Below are 22,007 nucleotides of genomic sequence, written 5' to 3'. Positions count from 1 at the left end.
CCTTATTCTCCCGCTAGGCGCGGCATAAAGCGGAGCGGTTTATGCTCATCGAGACGAGTTGTTTTCTGGCGGTCCATATCACGCGATACCAGGCGCATGATCTGCGTCGTGAGGTCAGCCAACAGCGCGCGGCAAGAGGCTGTTTGGCGTAAGAGATAATTATAGATCATCACCGCTGGGATTGCCGCGATGAGCCCGAAGGCTGTGGCAAGAAGGGCTTCGGCAATGCCGGGGGCGACAATAGCAAGATTGGTCGCTTTGCTGGCGGCAATACCGGTAAAGGACGTCATAATCCCCCAAACTGTTCCAAAAAGGCCGATAAAAGGAGCTGTTGCGCCAATAGTGGCCAGAATGGCTATGCTACGGGTTAATCTGCGCCCCTCAGCGGCTTCCAGTCTTTCAAGATGCATGGCGATACGTTCTTTAATACCCTCACTGATATGTATGATATCCCGGGATTTTTCCTGCTCATGATAAGCAGCCATAATCAGAAGGTTGGCAGTGCTGTCCGGTGTAATGCGCTCTTTGCCGTGAGTGAGGGAATCTGCTTCTTCGAGGGTTTGTGTGTCCTTCATAAGCGTTTTATGCATAAATCTGAGCTCAAGGGTCTTAGCAAAAAAGACAGCCCAGCTTACCAGGCATGCAATAACCAATAAGAGCATGACTGTGCGCACCAGAAACCCTGCATGCAAGAACATCTCCCAGGGGGAGAAGGGAGCCGGTGAGCTTGGGAAATTAGACATGAGTTCGTCTGCCTCCGAAGAAATCGTAACACGCATGACTCTTGGAAAAAGAGAATGATAAAATTTTATGAACCAGAAATCATTTATATGCAACTAAGAATCGTTATCATTTAAAAGGATGATCTTTTTTCATCGGGGTTGTATCGGGACAGAATTTTTTGTTTCCTTGGACAAAATTGCTAATACCAAAGAGATAGCGTCCCTGGTCATACGGAGAACAGACCGAGCTCTTATTGAGCTGGGTGTTTCAAGGCTGATATAGGATGTTAAGGAAAATCATCGTTTTGAGGGAGGGAGTTTAACACTTCAAATTTTGTGACGGGGTGTCCTGTTTGAAGCTCAAGGGCGTTGAGTGATTGTCTGGCACTTAGAGCTGCTGAAGAATATTGTTTGATGAGTTCCTCTCGCTCATAAAAGCGTTTCCACAAAATGGCGTAATGATCTCCACACTCTTTTAATTTGTCGCTCAGAAAGCGCTCTCTTTCCAAAGCAAGACGAAGCTGTTCGTTCTCCAAAGCGCCAACATCAATCATATTGCGCTCGTGATTTAAACGGGCTTTCACTAAAGAGCTGAACCAACCTGCGAACAAGCCTATGACTCCGCCAAGAAGGCTTTCCCACTCTTTAGCAAGATTTAATAATTCCAGCGGAGTCACAAAGAAAGAAACTATTCAGTCAGAGCATCCGGCTTAACCGGCATTTCTGTGCTCGTGGTGTCTGTCCCATTAATGATGGCCTGAAGTGCCTGCACGTAGGCTTTTGTTTTAGGGCCAAAACTTTCCCCCATAGCCACAATCATGGGTGCTTGTGACTGCACGTCAGACAGAGCGCTTTGGGCCTGGTCTTTTAAAGGGGGTTTAGGAGGTGCGGGAAGATCATAGGTTGTGATTGTGCCATCAGGGGCAATATTAACGCCTAATCTTTCCTGAAGGAGGAAATTATGGACTTTGTTATAAACGTCCTCAGAAAGATTATAATAACTTGGAGAGGTCGCAATACCTGGAAAAATAACCAGGTTCATAACATTATGTTTATCATCCAGAACGGCATAATAATCAGATATTTTAGTTACGTTACTCATTAGTTCATGATCCCTATAGCGCAAACATTGATAAACCATGGACGTACGGAGGAAACGGTTCCGCGGACAAATAAATTTAAATGAACATCCGTGTTTGTGATCGCCGGTAGTGTGCCATCATTACTGTTTTCTTTCAGACAAAGGGAAACCCCTCGCTGGTATTGTTCACTTCCACTGTAACTAGCTTCTCTGGTTGCTGTGGCGAAAACATACGGAATGGTGCCAATGGCAAAGGCTGTGGGAAACTGAACTGTCACGTCATCCCCATTTCCTGGCCCTGTAACTGAGAAATATTGCATAACGATGCGTCCTGTTTGACCATTTTCCACCATGATTTCGGGGAGTGATGTTCCTCTTGCTGTCGTGACGCTATTATCGGCGTTTAGAAATAGAGACGCGCTTGTGCCGTCTTCTTTAATCGTTGAAATCGCTGTGGTGGGATTTGTTTTCGTGCCCAGTAATTGAATCTGGCTATGGGCATTAACGCCAGCAGCACTCAAATGGATTGTTTTACTGGCTAACTTATCGCCGCTAACATTTCCCTTAAGCTCTAAATCACCTGTGAGTATGCCCCCAGAAAGAGCAAGTTTGCTATTTTCAGCAGCTTGCGCCCGAGAAGTTTCAGTTGAAAGAGCATTGTTCACCGCTTCAATTGAGGCCCCGTTAAAAGCGTCAAACCCGTCATTTTCGACGATTAATTGAGGCTTTCCATTCCAGCCATTTTTTAAGGTTCTGATCGTTGTCGGGCGTGCTTCAGCATCAGAATAGGTAAGCGCCTGGACGGACTTTTCAGCAGGGTAGAAAATCTCGTTTTTATTGTCTCCTTCAACATGAACAGAGAGGTTTTTATCCCCATTCCAGACAACGTTGCTGAGTTTTACATCGGAACCAGAAACGGGCTCGGTATGTAATAAAAGGGCCTCAGCTGATTGCGCGCGATCTGTTTCAGCCTTGAGCTCTGCTTTTGAAGGATAGAGTGTGTTGGCATAATCTTTGTCAATACAGAGGTGATCGTGACCGTTTTTATCGTGATAGCTTACGCCAAGCGCCTGGGTTGCGTCAGTCTCAGAATATTGGGCTTTAATGGCAGTAATCTGGATATTATGGGCATCAAGCCCTTCACTTCCGGAAACAAGTCCCGCTTCGACTTTTTGTGCACGATTTGTTTCAGCATTCACATCATTAATCGTGGCAACAATTTTGCCCTGAACGCTGAGATTGCCCGTCACATCCCCGCCTGCAATCGGCAAAAGGGTCGGAAGAGTTGTATCAAGCTCGTCTCTGATATCGCAGATATTCGTGATAATCGGGTTAAAAAGAGAGGCACTGAGGGGCGTGCCTTCCTGCTGGCCCGGAACGAGATCACGCGTATTTGGCCGACCTTTAGAGTCAACCGCCATATTTGGCACGTCAGGGAATTGAGGCCAGTGCGGATTGCTCATAAATCCATACTCCATATTTGCTGCAAAGAAGGCGTTCTTAGTCTGTGAGTGTATCGGGCTTTGCTGGCAGGTCCGTGCTTGTTGTGTCCGAGCCATCAATAATGGCCTGGAGCGCCTGTAAGTAAGCTTTCGTTTTAGGGCCAAAACTTTCCCCCATAGCCACAATCATTGGTGCTTGTGACTGCACGTCAGACAGAGCGCTTTTGGCCTGGTCTTTCAAAGGGGGCTTGGGAGGTTCGGGAAGATCATAGGTTGTGATTGTGCCGTCAGCTGCTAGGTTAATGCCGCGTTTATCCTTGAGAAGTAATTCCTGGACTTTATTGTAACTTTCTTCAGTCAGATTAACGTAGCTTTTAGAGGTCGCAACCCCTGGGAAAATGACTAAATTCATGATATTACGGTTTTCGTCTAATACAGCGTAATAATCAGAAATTTTAATGGGATCCATTATTGAATAATTCCTATGGCTAGAACATGCAAAGTGTAATGATAGCCTGTGACATCATTTTCTGATGTAACTGACGTGAATGAAAATCCGTCTTTTTCAATATCTTCTGCCTCAGTAGACTGATTTTCTTTATTAGAAATAGAAGCATAACGAGCTCTAAATTGCGGGTCTCCTTGACCCTTAAATTCATTATTTATGGTTAGAAATATACCCTGCGGAGGAGACGCAAATGGAATGGGAAATTTTACGGGTACAGTTACGCCGTTTGGTATGCCTGATACCTGAAAACACTGCATAACGATACGACCTGACGATCCTGCTCCCATTGATATCTCAGGAAGTGAAGTCCCGCGTGCCGTCGTGACGCTATTATCAGCGTTTAGAAATAGGGACGCGCTGGAGCCGTCTTCTTTTACCGTTGAAATCGCTGTAGAAGGGTTTGTTTTACTGCCCAGTAATTGAATCTGGCTATGGGCTTTAACGCCGTCAGCACTTAAATGGATTGTTTTACTGAATAGATTTTCGCCGTTAACATTTCCTTTAAGCTCTAAATCACCTGTGAGCATACCGCCCGTGAGAGGCAGTTTGCTATTTTCAGCAGCTTGCGCCCGAGCAGTTTCAGTTGAAAGAGCGTTGTTTACTGCTTCAATTGAAGCACCGTTAAAAGCGTCAAATCCGTCATTCTCAACGATTAATTGAGGCTTTCCTCCCCAGCCATTCTTTAAGGTTCTGATCGTCGTTGGGCGTGCTTCAGCATTTGAATAAGTGAGCGCCTGGACAGAGTTTTCTGTCGAGTAAAAACTTTTCCAGCTGGAATCTGGTAATTGCGCAGCCAAATGTTTGCCTGTGTGATTCCAGACCAGGTTATTTAATCGGTCATCATTGTTAGTGGCTGGGACAGTTTGGAGCAGTTTCGCTTCAGCTTTCTGAGCCCGCGTGATTTCCTGCGCTAATGAATTTTTATTGGCGTAATTCTGATCAACCCATGAGGTATTAGGAACCGTATTTCCGGTTTGGCCGGGCTTGTCATTAATAGAATAGTGGGCGTTAATGATACCTGTGACGTCTCCGCCTGTTAAGGGGAGTTTGCTCGCCTCAGCTTTTTGGGCACGCGTGGTTTCAGTTGCAATATCATTAATCGTAGCAACAATTTTGCCCTGAACACTCAGACTGCCCGTTACATTTCCCCCTGAAACAGGAAGAAGGGTCGGAAAAGTAGTATCAAGCTCGTCTCTGATATCACAAATATTATGGATAATAGGATTGATGAGAGAGGCATTAATAGGCGTGCCTTCCTGCTGCCCCGGAACGAGGTCACGCGTATTGGGGCGTCCCTTTGTGTCAACCGTCATATTGGGCACATCAGGGAATTGAGGCCAGTGCGGATTGCTCATAAATCCATACTCCATATTTGCTGCAAAGAAGGCGTTCTTAGTCTGTGAGTGTATCGGGCTTTGCCGGCAGTTCTGTGCTTGTTGTGTCCGAGCCATCAATAATGGCCTGGAGCGCCTGTACGTAAGCTCTCGTTTTGGGGCCAAAACTTTCTCCCATTGCCACGATGATCGCCGCCTGGGATTGCATGGCAGAGAGAGCACTCTGCGCCTGTTCTTTCAGCTCAGCATGAGAGGGTGGGGGGAGTGTGAAGGTTGTAATGGTGCCATCCTCCCCATAGGTCACGCCAAGCTTTTCGGTTACGAAATGTTTTGTGACTTCATCGTAAATGTCTTTTGTGACATTGATATAGCATGGTGACGTGGCCATACCCGGGCATAGGACCAGTGTCGTGACCTGTCTGTTCTCATCGATCACGACGTAATAATCAGAAATCTTGCTCATCTCAGGCAATCACTCCTATGGCTGTAATTCTTACGGGAGCGCTTATACCATCAATAGCGTCACTGCCCCCTTGCACCCAGCGTTTGCGAAGCTCGAATGATTTTGTGGTTAACGTCCCGATCGCAACATTGACGATAACGTTATTGGTATCACTTGTTTCGCTCTCTGTATCCAAAATGACGGTATAAGGAACCTGGAGGAATTCATTAGGGAAGGTGATGACGGTGCCATTTGACGCCATGGCCGAGAAGACCTGAATCACAATCCGCCCGGATGGCTGGTCTGACGTCACCAGCATTTCAGGCAGGCAGGTGCCGCGCGCTGTTGTAACACGATTATTGGCATTGAGCGTTAGAGATGCCTTGCGCCCGTCAGAGGCTGTCAGGGCCAGGGTGGTGACCGGACTAGCTTTGGTGCCGAGAAGCTGGAGCGTGCTTTTCGCTTCATCTCCTTTGACCGACAGGCTCAGAGCCCGACTTGCTATTCCACCCTTGAAAACATTACCGTGCAGGTTTAAATCCCCACTAATATTACCCCCTGTGAGGGGCAATAATGTGGACTCCACATTTTGAGCACGCGTAGTCTCAGTCTGAATATCATCCGTCGTTGCGAGTATTTGCCCATTAACATTTTTCAAGGTGCCGTCTTTATTGGCTTCCAGCACTCTATAAAAGTTACCGTCCAGATCCTTGAGGACCAGGCGCCCGGAGAGGTGGCTGACATTATCAGGCTGGACAGCCTGCATGTAGAACTGACCGGTTCCCACCTGAGTGCCAATGGTTTTTGAAAGGGTTTCCCCATTTTGATAGAACGATGAAGCGACTAATAAATCTCCTGAAACCTTACCTCCAGATAATGGAAGGAGTGTTGCTTCAGCATTTTTTGCGCGTGTTGTTTCAGTCTGAATATCGTCAGTTGTTGCTAAGATCTGCCCATTAACATTTTTCAATGTGCCGTTCGTGTCGGCTTCCAAAACCCTGTAATAACGTCCATCCAGATCATTGATGAGTAATCGCCCGGCAATATGATCGACATTATCAGGCTGGATAGCCTGCATGTAAAAGCGGCCATTACCGATCTGAGTGCCCAATGGTTTTGAAAGCGTTTCTCCATTTTGAGAAAACTGCCCTCCAATAGAAAGGCCACCAGAGAGCTTTCCCCCTGTGAGGGGGAGCAATCCTGCTTCTGCTTCTTTGGCACGATGGGTCTCAGTAGCGACATCGTCAATTGTTGCAACTTTCTTGCCTGCGATATCAAGCTCGCCCGTAATATTTCCACCCTTGAGGGGGAGATAGGTCGGCAAACTCGTATGAAGGCCATCAACATCATCTCTTAAATCACAAAGTGTATGAATGATCGGATTGATGAGGTCTTTATTAAGGGGGGTGCCTTTCTGTTTTCCGGAAATATGATCGAGGACTTCAGGGCGGCCTTCATCATCAGCCGTCATATTTGGCACGTTCGGAAAGAGGGGCCAGTTCGGATTACTCATGAATCCATACTCCATCATGTCTAAAATAAACTTCGCTATCGGCTGGTTTTAGGAACTTGAAAACGCGCATCAGCTCTGCAAAGTCATTGTCGCTGTCCTGTGCTGATTCAAGCATGCCGCACATAGCTTCCCCGCAAATGGCTTTCAGCACGTCTGAAGGGAGTTCTACGATCCATTTAAAACGCAGTGAGCGTTCGCCCACTTGCAGTCCCTCACCACAAATAACCGGTCCACAAATCGGTGCTTCCGGTTCCGTAATGGAAATATCAATGTCGTAAGTTTTGGCTAATGATATATAAAAAGCGGGGGTCTGATTGCCGCGTGTTGTCCATCTCTGTTGTAATAGAACGCGCCATTCATCGTCTGACAGTGTGCCTTGATCACGTCCTATAGGGTCAGGGCCCAGCAATGCGCGGTAATCATCGAGCAATAGATCCGAGGAACCAGGACATAGCTCATTGGCCAGGGCAGCACTATCGCGTTCAAGATCTTCGCGCGGCTTGGCTAAGGCCAGCAATAATGCTTTGATATTATCGCCCTTGAGAGCCGTTCCCGGGGGGAGTAGTTCGCTCGCCCATTCATGAGCGATTTCGTTAGCAGATCGGGGGGCTGGATATGAGATCACGAGCTCATATCCTTCCCAGAGACATCCTGCCATTTAATGCTGCCCATAAGGGGCATTTGATTGGTAGGGTAGGTGATATCACTGACAGGTGAGATGACAGATGATCCCCCACCAACAGCATTAAACAGAGCGGCTTGCAATGCTTCAACATAAAGCGTGCCTCCGATCTCAATGCCATTATAAATTGACTGAAACGCTGCCGTGACCTTGTCGCGATTAATCTGATTATCCAGCCCCAGCTTAATAACCGGCGTCTCAGTTACCAGTTCAACCGGATAGACTGTCGCGTTTCCTCTAATCGGCCTGCGTTCATCAATATAATCCTGCACCCGCACAATCTCTTCCTGTGTCGGCACACGTGGCCCCGCAAAAGCGATGATAACGCCCACAGTGCCAGGCCCTGTGTAGGAAGGAATGACATTGACGAATTTAGCTCCGGCATTGCTCGCCCATTTGCGGTAATCCTCAGCATCTCCGCCATTATAAGGGTTGCGGATGGCATCAATAATGCGCTCCCGCCAGTCCTCAACGCCTTCAATATCAGCACCACCGGCCAGACCGTCCTGATCCACCGTGATCTTATCCACACCCGCTACAGGACTAACCAGTGAAAGAGAGGTCCCCGCTGACAAATTTCCCGCACTGCCCGTATTCTGACAGATGACAGACGCACTTTTGCTTTCCCCTGCCGTAATCGTAACCGGCTGGGTCAGTTCCCATTGAACAGACCCATCTTTGGTCAGCATAATGCCTTGCGGGAGTGATACATCCGCCGCTGCCTTGATGACCACTTTCCCTACCGCTGATTGCGGCGCCAGGCGAGGGACGCCCCAGATCTGCCCATGTTGTGGCAGCAATCCATCCGCTCCGATCGTTGCCGTTGTGGGCATGAGTTCGAGAAAGCGATCACGAATATAAAGGTAGGTCTCATAATCAGCGAGTGATTTGGCTGAAACGAGCACCTGCTCAAAGGTGGAGGGGGCGGTAGGGTCAAGTGTGACCACACTGCCATCATCAGCCTTAAAGCGCGCCTGGGCGAAAGCCGCCATATAACGCTGAGCAATGTCAGAAGGTGTTGGAATGCGCGCGCTCATAAGGTCTCCACGCGTTGGGTAACGGAGGTCAGAGCATTTTTAACGGTCACGATCAGGGTGTTTTTACGTGATTGATCCCATTGAGAGGACACAGAGAGGGACTGATCATGATAGGCCCCGATGGGGTCAATGGCGGCTTGTGCGTAATCTTCAGCCGTGATGCGGGTTGTCTCACTTTTCTTGGCACGCTCAAGCAGCCAGAGCTTGGAGCCAAGGCGCTGACCCGGCTCCTGGAGGATATCGCCTACCCATCCACGCTTTGCACCGAGGGGGACGGTCGTGCCGTCAGGCTCTGTGAGGAGGGAAGGCAGCACGTCATCACGGTCTGCACGACGGTGCGAGCCGAGTGCGATCAAGAGTGCTGAAGCCAATGTGGTGTCAAACGCGATCGTGCCTCGTTTTTCACCTGTTCTGGTAATAACGAGATCAGTCTGCCCATTAACATCGGGGGCTATATGAAGGGTGCCTATGCTCATGCGTTATTGATAAGCTGATTGGGCAGAAACCTTCAGGGGGAAGAATAGCCCCCGTCACATGGGTTCAAAAAATAAATGAACGGATAATGAATATTTTATTGTATTGGAAATATACTAATAAATATAATTATAAAATCATTTTAAAAATTATACATGCAAATGGTAATATTATTATCGATAAAATAATATTACCATGTTGAGAGCGTACTTAATGCACAAGTACGGGTATAGACCATAACGATCATTATGATGGAATTTAAATAATTATGGTTGGGAAATATCTATTCCCAATAATTTTTAGGGATTTTAATCAGAAAGGAACAGGCTTTGTGCCTTATGATAGAAAATAAATAGACTATGATCATGTGAGACAAAGAGGTATGGATGATAATGTATCATTTCCTCTTTGTCATGTCTCTAAAACTATATTTACGCCTGATTATAGTCGATCAGGAGGGTTTTCCTGTATGTCCACCACCCGGTTGGATGCCGGAATGTGTGTGGTTATTCAAGGAGACTTTAGCTGTGACGTCTCCGCCAGCGTGAATATTGCCTGAGGCTGTCAAATTCCCTGTTATGGTGACGCCTGTTTGATCAAGTTTGAGGATCTCGCTTCCTTGCACATGAACGACAAATGATGTGACGACATCAACCTCAGCAATGATCCCATCACGGAAGATCAGCCTTTGTCCGGCGGCATCATATAGGACAGTTTCGCCTTCTTTAAGGCTTCCCATCCGGGCCGCCGCTGGATTGGAGGGTGGGAGTGCGACAAGATCAGCAGGGTCGGCGCCCGTGCTGACGATATGTGTCACCGCACCATCAATAGGGACATGGGAGGAAAAGCCAAAAGGATGATGAACAGGGATTTTGGTCCTGACCTGGCCGGCATGGACGTCCATATCAACCATTTGTTCTGGTCCGTCATCATAGACCGCCCCAACAACACCACGTGCTATTTGTGAGCGGATTGTGTGGAAAATATCAATCACATTCACGATTTCTATCCCTTAGCGTTCTGTGAACGTCGCAACGTGGTGCCTGTTTTGCGGCTGCTCTGACCATTGGTGGGTGTGTGTTCCTCTTCACCCGTCAGATCATAAGCATCAGGAGGAACGACGGAAATGCGTGTCTCACATTGGTTGCCCGAAATAGACCATGTGATGGCACTGATTAACATGTCCCCATCAATATTACTGACGTCATCTTTAACCCGTACTAATTGATTGGGTCGCCATAGTGTTTTCTTATCGGTGAGTAATCGTGGCACACTATAGGAACGTGTGGCATTTTTGGCGCGCATTGTGCGCATGCGCCAGGCGGCCTGATCGTCCAGACTATAGGCTTGACCGGACGTCCGAGGGGGAGAGGCTGTTTGCTTTGGCGGGTCTTTCCTGTTCCATCCGGCACGTGGTGTAATTTGTGATTGTTGCAGAATGGTGGTGAGATCTGCACCTTTATGAGAGGCAAGCTGCGGATTATTGCTGGTCGTTCCTGCCATAAAAACTTTTGGTCGGTAGCGCCCTATAGTATCGTCATAACTATAGCCAAACGCACCTGCTGCTTGTTTTTCATGTGCGCTATGGCCTTTTGTCAAAGCGCGACTTCCTGCCGCAGCCCTGGTTGAAAGAGCACTTTGAGTGCCGCGTTGATCAGACGTCCCTTGAGCTTTGACGATATAATCTGAGTAATTCTGTTTCAGACTTTCTTCAAATTGCAGCACATTTCCGTTGGGGAAGATCAGATCTTCATCGGCGTGGCTTGAGCCTGGTGTTGTAAGCAGAATGCTACCGACCCCATCAGAGGTGATAAGCACGCCTCGCTGGCGACTTTGTTTTTCAATAGCATCCAAAACAGAGGTTCCGGCCTCAAACGCAATGACGCTAAAAGGAGAGCCTGTATCAGCGAGTTTTTTAACCGTTAACCCATATGGTTTTGCTAAAGAACTGATGAGAGTTTCCAGGCGTACATTATCCATTCGCCCGGGGCCTTCCGGCTGGGCCGTGCAATCAACAATATCACCGACCACGTCACGCCCAGTCAGTGTGACAGAAAGAGATTGATAATCCCCTTTGGAACTGATGGCTTCAACCCATCCCTTAAGAATGGGAAAATTGGCGATATAAATTTCAACAGAGGCCCCCATTCTGGGCCTGTCGCCTGATTTTGTGGGGAAGGGAAGCGCTAATTCAACAGTGAAGTTGCTGGCAAGGTTTGCAAGATTCATCTCCACTTCAAGGCTTGTCCAGTGCTCAAAAAGCTGCCCTTCAATGATGAGAAGGGCATTACGGTCAAGCTTTTCAATGGTCATGGCTCATCTCCAGCATTTCGATAAGACCGGAAGGCGTTAAAGCAGGATGCCTGATATTATTGCGAGAGACAGCATCATCAAAAATTTTCTGAACATTATCACTGTCATCGCCTTCCATGCCGTAGCAGAGTGACCAGAGTGAGGAGCGGGCAGCAACTGGTACGACCAATAATTGCGGCAAGCTGCCGATCCGGGAATTGGCATCAGCGATAAGGCTGGCACGCAGGGACTGCGCCCCCGCATAAAGGCCGCCCAAAGATTGTGCGGATTTTGCAGAAGCGGCCTCCTCAATAGAGGCACTTAAATCGTCAATAGCGGCGATAATCTGATCTCTTGCCGTTTCCGCTTCCTGATTGCTTACAAAGTCTGATGCTGCCCAGGCTGAGGCAAGCTGACTAACAATAAAGGCTTGAGCAGCAACACCAAGAGCAAGCATTGTTCCAGGTGTTGGGTTAAGAGACGCTATATCAGAGCTGGCCTCTTTAGTCTTGCGCGCAGCTGTAAGCAGAAGCTTTGTGACTGTCTGACCGGTAACCTGTTCACCCTGGGTCGAAGGCGTTGGGGGTGCGATGATAGAGTGATCAGGCCTGGTAATAGATGAAGCGATGGCTGCCGGCATGCCGGCAAGATTATCTACGACCTGATCAGCATAGTCAGGTTGGGAAGAGGATACGCCCCTGGAAGCCTGAGCGAGAAGCGGTGCAATCGCGCTTTTAACTGGTTCAGGAGCGCTGGCTGTAATTGAATCAAATATGCCCTCACATTGTGAGATAAGAGAACTGACACCGTTAAGCAGTGAGAGTGGTAAACTCGCAATTGAAAGCACATCAGAGATCATGCTTTGCGCCTGATCCATGAGGTCATCCGCCTTTTCCAACACGTTATTTATGGTGTCGTTAATTTTGGCAAAGAGACCCTTTTTTGCTGGCGGATCAGGATCGCGAACAAGCTCTACCTGAAACGTCGTGCAACGAATGGCATTTTCGCTGAATTTGAAGCTGGCAGGCTTGGTGAGCCTGACCTTCAGGTTTCCCCACCAGGGATGCACTAATGTTACCTTGCCAGGTTTCATTAAGGCGGCGCGCATACGTTTTGTACGAACAACATAATCATCGCCAATAATGTAACCTGTTATGGTAATCGCTGAGTCTGTTGCGCCAAAATCCTGAAAAAGCTGTTTATCGGGGTCCTGGTTGGGAAATAAAATACGGTTGATGCGTCGCCCGGCATCCTCTGAGGAATCAACGATAGAGAAAGAAACCCCTGCGAGGGTGCTTTGCTGGGTAAAGCGGGCAAAAAGCCCGCCTGCCAGACCACTTCCCAGCTGTGAGATTTCAGAGCCGGCCAGGCCACCAAGTCCTTGAGTGTCAATTAAAGACATTAGGCCCTCCCCATCATGGCACCATGGTCAATGAGGACGGCGGGATTGGTTGAACGTGCCGTTGCTTTCAGACCTTTTTCCGTCTCAATTTTAACTCTGATTATGTTTTCTTGTTTCTGCATGCTGCCAGGCTGGGGTGAAAGAGGGCGCGCCAACATGTCGAAATGACCCTTCGATGAAATCTGTGGAATATTGGGTAAGGATGGCAATTGTGGAGGCTTAAGGCTTGTCAGGTTATCAAGGCCAGGGATTTTTCCAGGCGCGCTTATGGGCGTGGGAACTGGCTTTGAAGTTTGTGTTGTATCTGTCTCACTTGGCGCTTTCTTTTCATGACCTGAGAAGAAATCATGCCATGATTTAGGCACGACAGACGCAATCCAGTCCATCAGGCTGCCAATAGATTTTTTGACAATGTCAAAATGTTTATACAGCTCATAAAGCCCGGCTATCAGGGCAACAACGCCCAGCACAACAGCAATGATAGGCGCATCAAGGAGCGTTGCGATAGCGGTTAAAACAGCCATGACCCCGTCGTAAATTACCATCGCAGCACTGGCGGCAAGTACAAAGCCAGCCACGCCGATTAACACGGTGGATAAACCTGAGAAATGTTTATCAAGAAGTTTTAAACCGGTATCGAATATCTTCATCACCGTAGTAAGGGCTGAGAGAATTGGCATCGTATCTTTTCCAATATCCCTCATTGCCTGAGAAAAACTTTCCTGAAAGTTTTTTACAACAGATGTTTCACTATTCTGGCTTGTTTTAAAATCGCGATTTATGGTTTTGTCAGTGAGGCCAGTAACGCGATTATGCTCTTTCATGTATGTGGGGAGCTGGTCTAGCAATGTGCCCGCATACGCTCTGGCATCGTTATTGCTAAAGGCTTTTTCAAGCACCTGATCGCGGCTCATTCCCGTTTGTTTCATAATATCACTAAGAGACTGGATCACGGCCATAATGGGACCTGTTCCATTTTTTTTGGCATTGGCCTCAATTTTACCTAAATCAAATCCTTTCAGGCCTTCAAAGGATTTATTCCATTGATCCATCCCCCCTTGAGAAGAAATCGCTTTGGAAAAAGCATCTCCTTCTCTAAGGACATTACTATCAGAGTTGTCGGTTGCATTTTGTTTTACAAGCGCTAGGGAAAGAGCCAGATCCCCCACAGAATTTTTATCTCTGGGACTTAATTTTCCCAAAGATGTGTCTAATTTGGACATGAGGTCTGTCGTTGTTTTAACAGACACACCTGTTAATGCCTCCGTAAGAGCGACTGTTCCCAGAGCTTCTGGCATCTGTTTATTATCGATGCTCATGGTTTGTTTGAGCATCAGGGCTGCGTCAGCTGTATCTGAGAGATTTGTATTAAAGGTGCTGGCAATTTTTGCTGTAATTTCTGATAAGGGATTAATGTCCTTTTCAGAAATATTATGTTGAGCAAAGTTTTTATTTATGTCAGCTAAGGCCGTACTGCTTTGGGACGTTTTAAGTGCCAAATCATTCAGTTTGGTTTTTTCTTTCTCAACGAATGCTGACAAAGAGTCACCATAATAGCCGAGAATTTTTCCAATGTTGTTGAGGCGATTATTATAATCTGCTTCCTGCTTGGCGGAATCAAGCGTGATAGAGCCACTAAAAGCACTTAAATCAGGAAGTTCAAACTGGTGTTTTTCTTTCTTATGTGCGGTCTTTTTCTCAGAGTTTTTCTTTGTATCTTCGCTTTCTTTACTCTTTTTACTATTTCCTGATTTTTCGACCAACGTTGAAAAAGGGTTTGAGAGTTCCTGTGCTTTTTCAGCAGGAGCAGAGATTTTATCTTTAATGCTGTTTACGTAGGTCTCTATAGTTACAAGTGAGGCACGCAGAGGACTCAGAGCCTGCGTGAATGTGCCTCCGATAGTGCTTGCCGTTAATTCCGCGGCCATTGGTTTAATCCTCTGCGTTTTTTACCTGTTCTACGTAGTTATTCTGAGCTGCGGTCCAGAAATTAAGCTCATGCAGCGTTAAGGCCCGAAGGTCGCTGCGGTTAAACCGCAGCGTGTTCGCAAGTGATGCCAGCCTTACAGGCCAGTCATCTCTCCATCGTCCAAAAAATGGGACATGATCTTCTGACAGCGGACATAATCACGCGCACTCATGGAGCGGAGGAGTTTTTCTCCTACAATTCCTTTATGGCCCGTGCAGCGCTGCAACATGTCGAGAGACGTTTTGGCATTAACGCCACCTGAGCTGCTATCAATCAGGTCGCCGGCTGTCAGTTCACGGAAAACAAGCTCAGAGAGTTCCTTTTTATCGCCACCCTGAAACTCAAGGGATACAGGGCGTGTTAAGGTGTAACGGATTGAGCCATCTTCCTGCTGTTCAGCGCCTTTGGGGAGTTCTTCCGCCATTTACTGGACCTCCTGATATGTATTGAAGCTAAACGTGACCGAGGCTGGTTTTCCACCTCCTGTCCATTCAGGCTGCTCGCGCACCCAGGCGTCTGAGACCACGATGGTTGTGCCAAGGTCCGTCTGGAGCTGAAGCTCGCCTTCACCCAGAGAGGGATCAAAGTCATTGAGCGACATATCGCTCGTCATATTAACGTTCACCTTGACCTGCCCAGCCTGATAGGCAGAGGAGCGGAGTGTGCGAAAATTTGCCGATACGTCTGTATTTTTGACACCACTTAACTTGATGGAAGAGCTATTGTCAGTATCGTACTGTTTGCCACGCCAGAAGAAGCGGATAATGCCGAGTGTTTGTGCCATTTTTATACCTGTAATTGCAGAGAGTTAGCCAGAACAACCAGACTGCCCATTGGCTTGACTGGCAGAGAGGAATCAACGCGTGAGCGATCTTCAGCATTGCGCTCAAAGCGCGCTTGCGCACCGGTGGTTGCCACATCATCAATCCAGCCCTGGTTCTGATAGAGCAGACATTGCGCAATCCATGAGGCTTTAAGTGTTTTGGGTGTTACGACACCATCAGCATTGGCAAGTGGACTGTCATCATCAGCCAGCTTTGCGCGGGCGTAGGTTTCATTGACATATGTGTTCCACTCATAACGGACACGCGCCGCAATGGAAGGAATCATAACGTCCCAAATACCCATATTCTGCCCTGTTTTGGGGTCAGAGGTGCGGGCTGTGACCACACGCTCAAGCGCCATGGTGCCGTCACGCTGGATTGTTACGGTTGTGCATCCATTCTGAAGCAGGACAGAGCGCTGCGTGTCAGAAAACTGATCGGCCGTTTCAGGGCCAAGATTGGCTAATGTGTTGAGCGGCAAAGTACGGAGCTGACGTGCTGGATCGTTATTAAGTGACTGAGCGACTTGTGCTCCGAGTGCTGCTCCGATCTGCCATGGGCTACAACGTGGATTTTGCAGAGGCAAAATAATCAGCTCTTCAGATGTCACGTAACTCTGTTGTATATTCAAAGCCTGCCCCTGCGTGGCTCGCAAACCAACAAAGACGCGCATATCCTTGGCTACCATGGCATCATTGCGCCGCTTTGCTTCCGCCACAGCGGCAGAGGTCGCTAAGCTGTCGCTTTGAGCCAGAATGACGTCTGTGTACCAGGTTTCACCCAGAGCCAGTAGAGCGGGTGCAATATCAACATCACCTGTGCCACCCGCCATGGCCTTGACGGTAACAGACACACCGGAAATTTGGTCACCGATCGCGCTGGAATAGCGGATATCAATGGCATTCGTCAGTGAGCCACCTTCACCAGAAGTGACAGTCACCGTGTTTTTATTATCATTTCCCAGAGCCACGGCCAGTCCTGTCAAACGCAACGCAGCGCTGGCAGTGGCAGCCTTGACCAGCCCAGAGGCAATGTTTCCGGCGCTCGCCCCAGCCGCCACACTCCAGCTAACCCGTACACCAGCCAATAGAACCGCCGCCGTCGTGGCTGAAGAGGCCGTGCCTGCAAAGGTAATAGACCCACTGGCAGGTGCCGCATCATCAGGCAGGGCAACGCCAATCACATCCACGCTCAAGGTTGGTTTTTCATTTAAAAACCCACGTACAGTCTGCGCCAGCACTGAACCCGCTCCATAAAGCTGTTCTGCCTGGGCGATTGTGACGTATTCATGAAGTAGACCGCTTGCTTCTTTCTTATTGGTCTGGCCAATAATCACGGCGCGCAGGGGCATGCCTGCTAAAGAGCCGGGAGCCGGGACGTAACTGACCTCAGTATAAGAGCCAGGAACGGCCCATTCACCGGGGATTTCCTGAAAATCAACCGTCATTATTCTTTATCCTCTTTCTTGTCTGAGTGCTCTGGTGAAGATGCTGGTGCTGGTGCTGGTGCTGGTGCTGGTGCTGGTGCTGGTGCTGGTGCTGGTGCTGGTGTTACTGCTGGCTTTTCTTCAGGCGGAAGAGGTGCAGGTTGTACTGTGACAGCGACAAGATCACCCGCCCGTAAAGCGCGTGCCCAATAAGGGTCGTTTTTATTAACTTTGAACGCTCCTTCAGGTACGTCCTGTCCACGCGGAGTGACCACGCGCCGACCTTCTCCGGCTTTCACCAGAATTGTTTCATCCATTCTTTGTCTCCTGTTGTGCAGTGCCGGATGTTGATGGGGTCGTTACGGTTTCAATCCGGTTTGTCTGCGTGATAAAGTCATCCAGTAAGGCGAGTGTTTCCGTGTCGCCGATACAGATGTCGTAAAATACCAGTTCGGCCCAGACGATCGCGCTGTGTTCATCAAACCAGTATGTAGTGGGAGGGATGTTGAGATTGCGGACGCAGCATGTGCCAATACCGGGCACACTCCAGTTATGCATGCCGCCCGCAAGAGCAGCCATCACGCCTGTGATGCCTATCCCTGTGAGTTGGCCTGTACCCAGATAAAGCTCTTCGCCTGTTGATTGGGAAAGCATAACCCATACCGGGAACGAAACATTTCCTTTAAACTGGGCACTGTTATGTTCCACATTATGCCAGTTACCAAACCCGGTTGCGACTGTTGTTCCATTTTTGGCCAAAGCCTGCCATGTTGACTGATCCGGGTTGGGAGGCAAAATCGTATGGGTAAAGACTGCCTCTGGTAACAGGGCTTTAAGGCGTGCTTGCACAGCTCTGAAAAGGATTGCCAGCACGTCTCCCTTGAGGATTGCCTCAGGGTAGCCTTGCGGGATCGAAGTTCCTTCTTGTGTTGGAGCACTTACCATAAGGTCTTTGCCTTCATCCCTGATGTGATATTTGAATAAGTGAAGAAAGAGATACAGCGCGCGCCAATTTGAGACCGACCGGCATGGAGCCCTGCCTGTAGAGGCATAATGATCTCCACTTTGGGAGCTCGCCGCTCTGATCTGGTAAAGTGGTGGAAGTTGTCTCGTTCATGCAGAACAAAGTGTGGGAAAAAGCGCTTTTTATTCAGGGGGAAAAACGTCCCCCGGATGATTTTTTAAAAAAGCTTCATATTTGCGCGTACAGCGCTTTTAAGATTCAGATGCTATCATAACTGGGTGGAGTGCTTAAAACGCATGCTACCCTGTTTGAACGCGTTTGAAATCCGTTTGAAACTCAAAAAGGCTTCTTATCTCTATGACAAGATGACGCAATCCTGTTTTATGATTAATAAAGTGAGAGCTTTTATGAGGGTAGGATTAATCATATCAGGAATAAAAGATTAATCATTTAAACGTTCTTATTTACAAAGAAGAAGATGATCTCGATATAAAAATAAACGTAAACCGTCTTAAATGCAGATTAAAATATTTTACGTTTGTTTGTCTGTCTCATTGATACGGAAATTAATGAAACGGTGCTTCAATAAGATCAAGCTTTTCTCTTCCGTTTCGAAACAAGCCCTCCATAGATCTTCTGATCTGGAAGGGCGATCTTATAGCGGTTGAGTTTGTGTCTTGCTTTGGCGTTTTCGAAAAGTTTGAGCACCTCATAGCTGATCGGTGCTCTTGTTCGCAATTCAAAGTGAGCAGATAGGTTTTGTCATTCTGAAGGGGGCGAACATAAGTATAGACAGCCGGGATATTGTGCTGGAGCCAGTGTTGGAACAAATCCTCTGTACAGACCACATTCGGGCTGTCTCTTTTGCACTTTATTGCGAAGCTTAGGGGCAGATAATTTTAAAAGCTGCGCGCTGTTTCCCATAATCGCGAAGAAAGCGATATGTCTGAGTTTGCGGGAGAGATGCGTTTTTGACGGCTTGCAGCTCTGAGAGAAGCGCCTTTTGTTCCTGCGGGCTATAAGTGACGTAGGCGGGGCAAATGCCAACAATATCAGTATCTTTACAACCAGTTATACTGATAGCTCCCAATGTCAGGAAAATTACATGGCTAAAACGTGCCATGATTGAGGGCCTCTATGAGTGAATGATCACTATTATAGCTATTGGTTGCCTTTTGAGCTGCCTGCTGTGAAAGTGCTGTCACCTGGCGGGCTTTGTCAGCATCATTTTGGGCGGTGCCTGTTTTACTGGCACGCCATGAGAGCCAGACCAGCCCTATGAGCGCGCCCAATGAGAGCGTGATGAGTGCAATTATGTTTTTCATTGTCTCTGTTCTGCCTCCTTATGCGCTCTGTCAGCGACATTAAGAGCTGAGCTGTTTTGTTTATGCATGTCAGAGAGGCTTTCTATTGCAGACGCCAGGAATGGTGCGTTCGCATTGCCAGGTTTGTAAGCCTTCAGAAGTGAGCTGGGCGACGAGGAGGGTGCGTGCATGCTCAAGACGGTATTGCATGAGGTGCAAACATCCCTGTCGTTCCAGATAATCGAGGTCGTGTCTGAGTTCTATAATATCGATGGGGAAGCCAAGCTCTCTGAAGCAGAGCAGCAGCACGTCCTCGTTAAGGCTGCGTGCAGGGCTATCTGCCAGAAAGGAAAGAACACGCCAACGACGCTCTTCAATCAGTTTTTGGATCAGAGACATCGTTAGGATCTTTTTCTCTGGAGGTTATATCCATTTTAGAGCTCACTTCTTTGTGGCTTACCAGTAAGGAGGATGGTCATCATTGCCGAACACACCGACGATAAAGGTGATGAAGATGACGAGCATGATGACGAGAAAGAAGTCAGCGTTTTGCATCAAGATGGCTCCTTATGATGGTCATGACCAACTCTCTGAGCAGTTTCGTTTTTTCTGTTTGATTTTGTATTTGTCCATCGAGCCGTCGAGCCCAGAGTGAAAAGACCACCAGAAGGAGGCACAGCATCAGGAGTAGCACGGCCCCGATGCTGAGAGAGACGTTCCAGGGCAGCATCTGCATAGGGGTTCAAGGTGAAGGTTTTGTGGTGTCAGAGGGGGTGTTTTCTGATGGGGTTTCGTCTTGCGTTTTTTCAGGCTGGATAAAGACGCTTGCCAGATCGTGAATGGCGGCTTTGATGTGTGTTTCTACGATATCGGCATTAGGTAGGGTGATCCCGGCAACCTTGAGTAATTTACAGGCTTCATTAATGGCTTCCTGCACGAGGGGATGGTTGCTTTCATAGGTGCGGTAAATGGCAAGCAGATGGTCAGCGCCACCATCAATTTTAGTGAGAGCGGAGCGAAGTGCGGTTTTGGCGGTATCGTCATATTTTGAGAGAGTACCCTCAATAAGAGGATCGATAGCTGTATTAAAGGTTGGCAGGAGTTTTTCGAGCCAGTTGAGTATGTTCATGGTTCCTCACGATGCGCAGTGTCTTGCGCTTGAAGTTGGGGGGGAATCAGCTTTGTTGTGTGGGTGTGAGGCGGGCCTCACGGCAGAGTTCGAGTGCGGCGGCGGCGCGTGCGTTGACGCGTGCGATCCATCCGTTTCCAAAAGCGCTGAAATGGCGTTTTTGTCGGTAATTGACGGTTTGCATGGAGGCGAGTGCGCAGCACCAGAGGGAGGGGCGCCATTTCAGGCAGTTAAGCTTTGCGCGCATATCGGTGGTGATAATGCCTGTCTCATCAAGCATCATCTCCTTTTGAAGGAGCAGGGTCATATCGTGATTGAGATAAGCGATGAGGGAGACAGGTGATATGTGGGAGAGTGCCTGTATCGTTTTGGGGCCCATAATGCCGTCAGTTTTGACGCTGGCGATTTTCTGGACCAGCAGGGTAGAGGTGCTAAGACCTGCGTTAAAAGCGTGATCAAAGACCAGAAGGTCGAGCCCTGGGGGAAGGGTGTCGCAGCAAAGGGGGGTCCAGAATTGCTCATAGGCAATGCGTCTGAAGTCCTGCTGGGAAAGAAGGCGCATTTTTCGGGCGGTGAGATCAGGCGTGTCCTGGGCGATAAGGGGGGCGGAGAGGCCGTATTTAGTGCCGACAAGCTGACCGGAGCCCACTCGTCCTCCCGTCCAGTTACCCGGATCAGAGCGGAGGCACTGATAGCTGCCTTCATAATGAAGGGTAAAGGTAAGGGCGGGAGTGAGGCTTTCTTTCATAAAGCCACGGTAAATAAACAGCCCTGAAACAGTCAGGGGGCAAAATGCCCCCCTCTTTCATGAAAAATAGTCCCAGAGTGAAGAAAATTCACGTTATTAAGCGTCTTTAAACCCTGTTTAAAATAGGTTTAATTGCCGGTCATCAGGAGACGTACGCGGACGCTGGATATCGTTTCTGATCGTGTAGAGTGTGCGTTGCAAATAACGCCGGCTTACGCCTACGCGTGCGACGATTTCATTATTGGACAACCCTAAAAAGGCAAGGCGTCTGATACGCCATGCTTTAAGAAGAGGTACCTCCCATTTTAAACCGCCATAGCGTTCTTCCAGGCACCGTGCCAGGGGCAGTCCCCAACTTTGAGCAAGATTGGAGTGTTCAATATGCACACGAGGAACCCAGACTTTCTGCCCGCCCATAGACTCAATAAAGGTAAAAGTCAGCTCTTCTCCCACAGCTTCTGCCAACCATCCAACTTCAGCAGGGACCGGGATAGTAAACGTGCCCACAATATTATCCTTTTAATATGATTGTTTCTTCTGATATTTTAGCAAACAATAATAACATGTACAAATAAAATTACACTTTTTGAATTCATTATATTTTTTGTAAAATAAATAACACATAAGACAAATTAAATATACTTGATTATATGTCTAAGATCCTTAAGATTTTGGTTATTTACACAAAATTTATTTATAATATGACCGTCTTTG

Annotated in this window: 26 protein-coding genes; all 26 read right to left on the bottom strand. The window is 48.0% G+C overall.

Going from position 1 to position 22,007, the window contains the following annotated elements:
• Positions 1-2 precede the first annotated feature (2 nt).
• The 26 genes from exbB to ACSYSY_RS04865 all read right to left on the bottom strand — a co-directional run bounded on the left by exbB (position 3) and on the right by ACSYSY_RS04865 (position 21,800).
• Positions 3-743 carry a tonB-system energizer ExbB gene (gene exbB / locus ACSYSY_RS04990; protein ID WP_491706490.1) on the bottom strand — a complete coding sequence of 247 codons (741 nt, stop codon included), beginning with the start codon at positions 741-743 and terminating at the stop codon, positions 3-5.
• Between the two features lie 266 nt (positions 744-1,009).
• The gene (locus ACSYSY_RS04985) at positions 1,010-1,399 is read right to left on the bottom strand and encodes a hypothetical protein (protein WP_491706489.1); all 390 of its coding nucleotides are present in this window, start codon (positions 1,397-1,399) and stop codon (positions 1,010-1,012) included.
• 11 nt (positions 1,400-1,410) lie between these two features.
• A complete protein-coding gene (locus ACSYSY_RS04980; RefSeq protein WP_491706488.1) occupies positions 1,411-1,824 on the bottom strand; it encodes a hypothetical protein in 414 nt (137 codons plus the stop codon).
• Positions 1,824-3,266, bottom strand: a complete 1,443-nt coding sequence (locus tag ACSYSY_RS04975) for a hypothetical protein (protein WP_491706487.1) — start codon at positions 3,264-3,266, stop codon at positions 1,824-1,826. The genes ACSYSY_RS04980 and ACSYSY_RS04975 overlap by 1 nt, the downstream gene beginning before the upstream one ends.
• Before the next feature lie 37 nt (positions 3,267-3,303).
• Positions 3,304-3,714 (bottom strand): hypothetical protein, encoded by a 411-nt coding sequence (locus ACSYSY_RS04970; RefSeq protein WP_491706486.1) that lies wholly within the window; start codon positions 3,712-3,714, stop codon positions 3,304-3,306.
• Positions 3,714-5,108, bottom strand: a complete 1,395-nt coding sequence (locus ACSYSY_RS04965) for an H-type lectin domain-containing protein (RefSeq protein WP_491706485.1) — start codon at positions 5,106-5,108, stop codon at positions 3,714-3,716. The genes ACSYSY_RS04970 and ACSYSY_RS04965 overlap by 1 nt, the downstream gene beginning before the upstream one ends.
• 37 nt (positions 5,109-5,145) lie before the next feature.
• Complete coding sequence (locus ACSYSY_RS04960) at positions 5,146-5,550, bottom strand: hypothetical protein (RefSeq protein ID WP_491708185.1); 405 nt, start codon at positions 5,548-5,550, stop codon at positions 5,146-5,148.
• Position 5,551: 1 nt separating this feature from the next.
• Positions 5,552-7,042: a hypothetical protein gene (locus ACSYSY_RS04955; protein WP_491708184.1), complete on the bottom strand. Its 1,491-nt coding sequence runs from the start codon at positions 7,040-7,042 to the stop codon at positions 5,552-5,554.
• Positions 7,035-7,667 carry a hypothetical protein gene (locus ACSYSY_RS04950; RefSeq protein ID WP_491708183.1) on the bottom strand — a complete coding sequence of 211 codons (633 nt, stop codon included), beginning with the start codon at positions 7,665-7,667 and terminating at the stop codon, positions 7,035-7,037. Before ACSYSY_RS04950 ends, ACSYSY_RS04955 begins: the two co-directional genes overlap by 8 nt.
• Positions 7,664-8,761: a baseplate J/gp47 family protein gene (locus ACSYSY_RS04945; protein ID WP_491708182.1), complete on the bottom strand. Its 1,098-nt coding sequence runs from the start codon at positions 8,759-8,761 to the stop codon at positions 7,664-7,666. Before ACSYSY_RS04945 ends, ACSYSY_RS04950 begins: the two co-directional genes overlap by 4 nt.
• Positions 8,758-9,237 carry a phage GP46 family protein gene (locus tag ACSYSY_RS04940; protein WP_491708181.1) on the bottom strand — a complete coding sequence of 160 codons (480 nt, stop codon included), beginning with the start codon at positions 9,235-9,237 and terminating at the stop codon, positions 8,758-8,760. The genes ACSYSY_RS04945 and ACSYSY_RS04940 overlap by 4 nt, the downstream gene beginning before the upstream one ends.
• Before the next feature lie 449 nt (positions 9,238-9,686).
• A complete protein-coding gene (locus tag ACSYSY_RS04935; protein WP_491708180.1) occupies positions 9,687-10,235 on the bottom strand; it encodes a phage baseplate assembly protein domain-containing protein in 549 nt (182 codons plus the stop codon).
• A 5-nt stretch (positions 10,236-10,240) separates the two neighbouring features.
• Positions 10,241-11,548 (bottom strand): phage baseplate assembly protein, encoded by a 1,308-nt coding sequence (locus ACSYSY_RS04930; RefSeq protein WP_491708179.1) that lies wholly within the window; start codon positions 11,546-11,548, stop codon positions 10,241-10,243.
• Complete coding sequence (locus tag ACSYSY_RS04925; RefSeq protein WP_491708178.1) at positions 11,538-12,929, bottom strand: DNA circularization N-terminal domain-containing protein; 1,392 nt, start codon at positions 12,927-12,929, stop codon at positions 11,538-11,540. The genes ACSYSY_RS04930 and ACSYSY_RS04925 overlap by 11 nt, the downstream gene beginning before the upstream one ends.
• A complete protein-coding gene (locus ACSYSY_RS04920; protein WP_491708177.1) occupies positions 12,929-14,857 on the bottom strand; it encodes a phage tail tape measure protein in 1,929 nt (642 codons plus the stop codon). Before ACSYSY_RS04920 ends, ACSYSY_RS04925 begins: the two co-directional genes overlap by 1 nt.
• A gap of 135 nt (positions 14,858-14,992) precedes the next feature.
• Entirely contained in the window at positions 14,993-15,322 is a 330-nt protein-coding gene (locus tag ACSYSY_RS04915) for a phage tail assembly protein (RefSeq protein WP_491708176.1), read from the bottom strand.
• Complete coding sequence (locus tag ACSYSY_RS04910; RefSeq protein WP_491708175.1) at positions 15,323-15,682, bottom strand: phage tail tube protein; 360 nt, start codon at positions 15,680-15,682, stop codon at positions 15,323-15,325. It lies immediately after the preceding gene.
• A 2-nt stretch (positions 15,683-15,684) separates the two neighbouring features.
• The gene (locus ACSYSY_RS04905) at positions 15,685-17,169 is read right to left on the bottom strand and encodes a phage tail sheath subtilisin-like domain-containing protein (RefSeq protein ID WP_491708174.1); all 1,485 of its coding nucleotides are present in this window, start codon (positions 17,167-17,169) and stop codon (positions 15,685-15,687) included.
• Complete coding sequence (locus ACSYSY_RS04900; protein ID WP_491708173.1) at positions 17,169-17,465, bottom strand: hypothetical protein; 297 nt, start codon at positions 17,463-17,465, stop codon at positions 17,169-17,171. The genes ACSYSY_RS04905 and ACSYSY_RS04900 overlap by 1 nt, the downstream gene beginning before the upstream one ends.
• Positions 17,458-18,093 (bottom strand): hypothetical protein, encoded by a 636-nt coding sequence (locus ACSYSY_RS04895; protein ID WP_491708172.1) that lies wholly within the window; start codon positions 18,091-18,093, stop codon positions 17,458-17,460. The genes ACSYSY_RS04900 and ACSYSY_RS04895 overlap by 8 nt, the downstream gene beginning before the upstream one ends.
• Before the next feature lie 902 nt (positions 18,094-18,995).
• Complete coding sequence (locus tag ACSYSY_RS04890; RefSeq protein WP_491708171.1) at positions 18,996-19,235, bottom strand: hypothetical protein; 240 nt, start codon at positions 19,233-19,235, stop codon at positions 18,996-18,998.
• Complete coding sequence (locus tag ACSYSY_RS04885) at positions 19,222-19,437, bottom strand: hypothetical protein (RefSeq protein WP_491708170.1); 216 nt, start codon at positions 19,435-19,437, stop codon at positions 19,222-19,224. Before ACSYSY_RS04885 ends, ACSYSY_RS04890 begins: the two co-directional genes overlap by 14 nt.
• A 69-nt stretch (positions 19,438-19,506) precedes the next feature.
• Positions 19,507-19,815, bottom strand: coding sequence for a hypothetical protein (locus ACSYSY_RS04880; protein ID WP_491708169.1), 309 nt, complete (start codon positions 19,813-19,815; stop codon positions 19,507-19,509).
• Positions 19,816-20,158: 343 nt separating this feature from the next.
• Complete coding sequence (locus ACSYSY_RS04875; protein ID WP_491708168.1) at positions 20,159-20,545, bottom strand: hypothetical protein; 387 nt, start codon at positions 20,543-20,545, stop codon at positions 20,159-20,161.
• Positions 20,546-20,591: 46 nt separating this feature from the next.
• Positions 20,592-21,293 (bottom strand): glycosyl hydrolase 108 family protein, encoded by a 702-nt coding sequence (locus ACSYSY_RS04870; protein ID WP_491708167.1) that lies wholly within the window; start codon positions 21,291-21,293, stop codon positions 20,592-20,594.
• 117 nt (positions 21,294-21,410) lie between these two features.
• Entirely contained in the window at positions 21,411-21,800 is a 390-nt protein-coding gene (locus ACSYSY_RS04865; RefSeq protein WP_491708166.1) for a hypothetical protein, read from the bottom strand.
• Between the last annotated feature and the right edge of the window lie 207 nt (positions 21,801-22,007).

The sequence above is a fragment of the Aristophania sp. ESL1100 genome (assembly GCF_058511235.1).
This window is presented reverse-complemented; position numbering and strand designations above follow the sequence as displayed.

Excerpts from the sequence above, each read along its gene's own strand:
- ACSYSY_RS04925 (WP_491708178.1), bottom strand. The coding sequence starts at position 12,929 with ATGTCTTTAATTGACACTCAAGGACTTGGTGGCCTGGCCGGCTCTGAA.
- exbB (WP_491706490.1), bottom strand. The coding sequence starts at position 743 with ATGTCTAATTTCCCAAGCTCACCGGCTCCCTTCTCCCCCTGGGAGATG.
- ACSYSY_RS04895 (WP_491708172.1), bottom strand. The coding sequence starts at position 18,093 with ATGGTAAGTGCTCCAACACAAGAAGGAACTTCGATCCCGCAAGGCTAC.
- ACSYSY_RS04890 (WP_491708171.1), bottom strand. The coding sequence starts at position 19,235 with ATGGCACGTTTTAGCCATGTAATTTTCCTGACATTGGGAGCTATCAGT.
- ACSYSY_RS04965 (WP_491706485.1), bottom strand. The coding sequence starts at position 5,108 with ATGAGCAATCCGCACTGGCCTCAATTCCCTGATGTGCCCAATATGACG.
- ACSYSY_RS04880 (WP_491708169.1), bottom strand. The coding sequence starts at position 19,815 with ATGTCTCTGATCCAAAAACTGATTGAAGAGCGTCGTTGGCGTGTTCTT.
- ACSYSY_RS04980 (WP_491706488.1), bottom strand. The coding sequence starts at position 1,824 with ATGAGTAACGTAACTAAAATATCTGATTATTATGCCGTTCTGGATGAT.
- ACSYSY_RS04960 (WP_491708185.1), bottom strand. The coding sequence starts at position 5,550 with ATGAGCAAGATTTCTGATTATTACGTCGTGATCGATGAGAACAGACAG.
- ACSYSY_RS04930 (WP_491708179.1), bottom strand. The coding sequence starts at position 11,548 with ATGACCATTGAAAAGCTTGACCGTAATGCCCTTCTCATCATTGAAGGG.
- ACSYSY_RS04870 (WP_491708167.1), bottom strand. The coding sequence starts at position 21,293 with ATGAAAGAAAGCCTCACTCCCGCCCTTACCTTTACCCTTCATTATGAA.
- ACSYSY_RS04905 (WP_491708174.1), bottom strand. The coding sequence starts at position 17,169 with ATGACGGTTGATTTTCAGGAAATCCCCGGTGAATGGGCCGTTCCTGGC.
- ACSYSY_RS04970 (WP_491706486.1), bottom strand. The coding sequence starts at position 3,714 with ATGGATCCCATTAAAATTTCTGATTATTACGCTGTATTAGACGAAAAC.
- ACSYSY_RS04885 (WP_491708170.1), bottom strand. The coding sequence starts at position 19,437 with ATGAAAAACATAATTGCACTCATCACGCTCTCATTGGGCGCGCTCATA.
- ACSYSY_RS04875 (WP_491708168.1), bottom strand. The coding sequence starts at position 20,545 with ATGAACATACTCAACTGGCTCGAAAAACTCCTGCCAACCTTTAATACA.
- ACSYSY_RS04955 (WP_491708184.1), bottom strand. The coding sequence starts at position 7,042 with ATGAGTAATCCGAACTGGCCCCTCTTTCCGAACGTGCCAAATATGACG.
- ACSYSY_RS04945 (WP_491708182.1), bottom strand. The coding sequence starts at position 8,761 with ATGAGCGCGCGCATTCCAACACCTTCTGACATTGCTCAGCGTTATATG.
- ACSYSY_RS04920 (WP_491708177.1), bottom strand. The coding sequence starts at position 14,857 with ATGGCCGCGGAATTAACGGCAAGCACTATCGGAGGCACATTCACGCAG.
- ACSYSY_RS04975 (WP_491706487.1), bottom strand. The coding sequence starts at position 3,266 with ATGAGCAATCCGCACTGGCCTCAATTCCCTGACGTGCCAAATATGGCG.
- ACSYSY_RS04915 (WP_491708176.1), bottom strand. The coding sequence starts at position 15,322 with ATGGCGGAAGAACTCCCCAAAGGCGCTGAACAGCAGGAAGATGGCTCA.
- ACSYSY_RS04910 (WP_491708175.1), bottom strand. The coding sequence starts at position 15,682 with ATGGCACAAACACTCGGCATTATCCGCTTCTTCTGGCGTGGCAAACAG.
- ACSYSY_RS04900 (WP_491708173.1), bottom strand. The coding sequence starts at position 17,465 with ATGGATGAAACAATTCTGGTGAAAGCCGGAGAAGGTCGGCGCGTGGTC.
- ACSYSY_RS04940 (WP_491708181.1), bottom strand. The coding sequence starts at position 9,237 with ATGAGCATAGGCACCCTTCATATAGCCCCCGATGTTAATGGGCAGACT.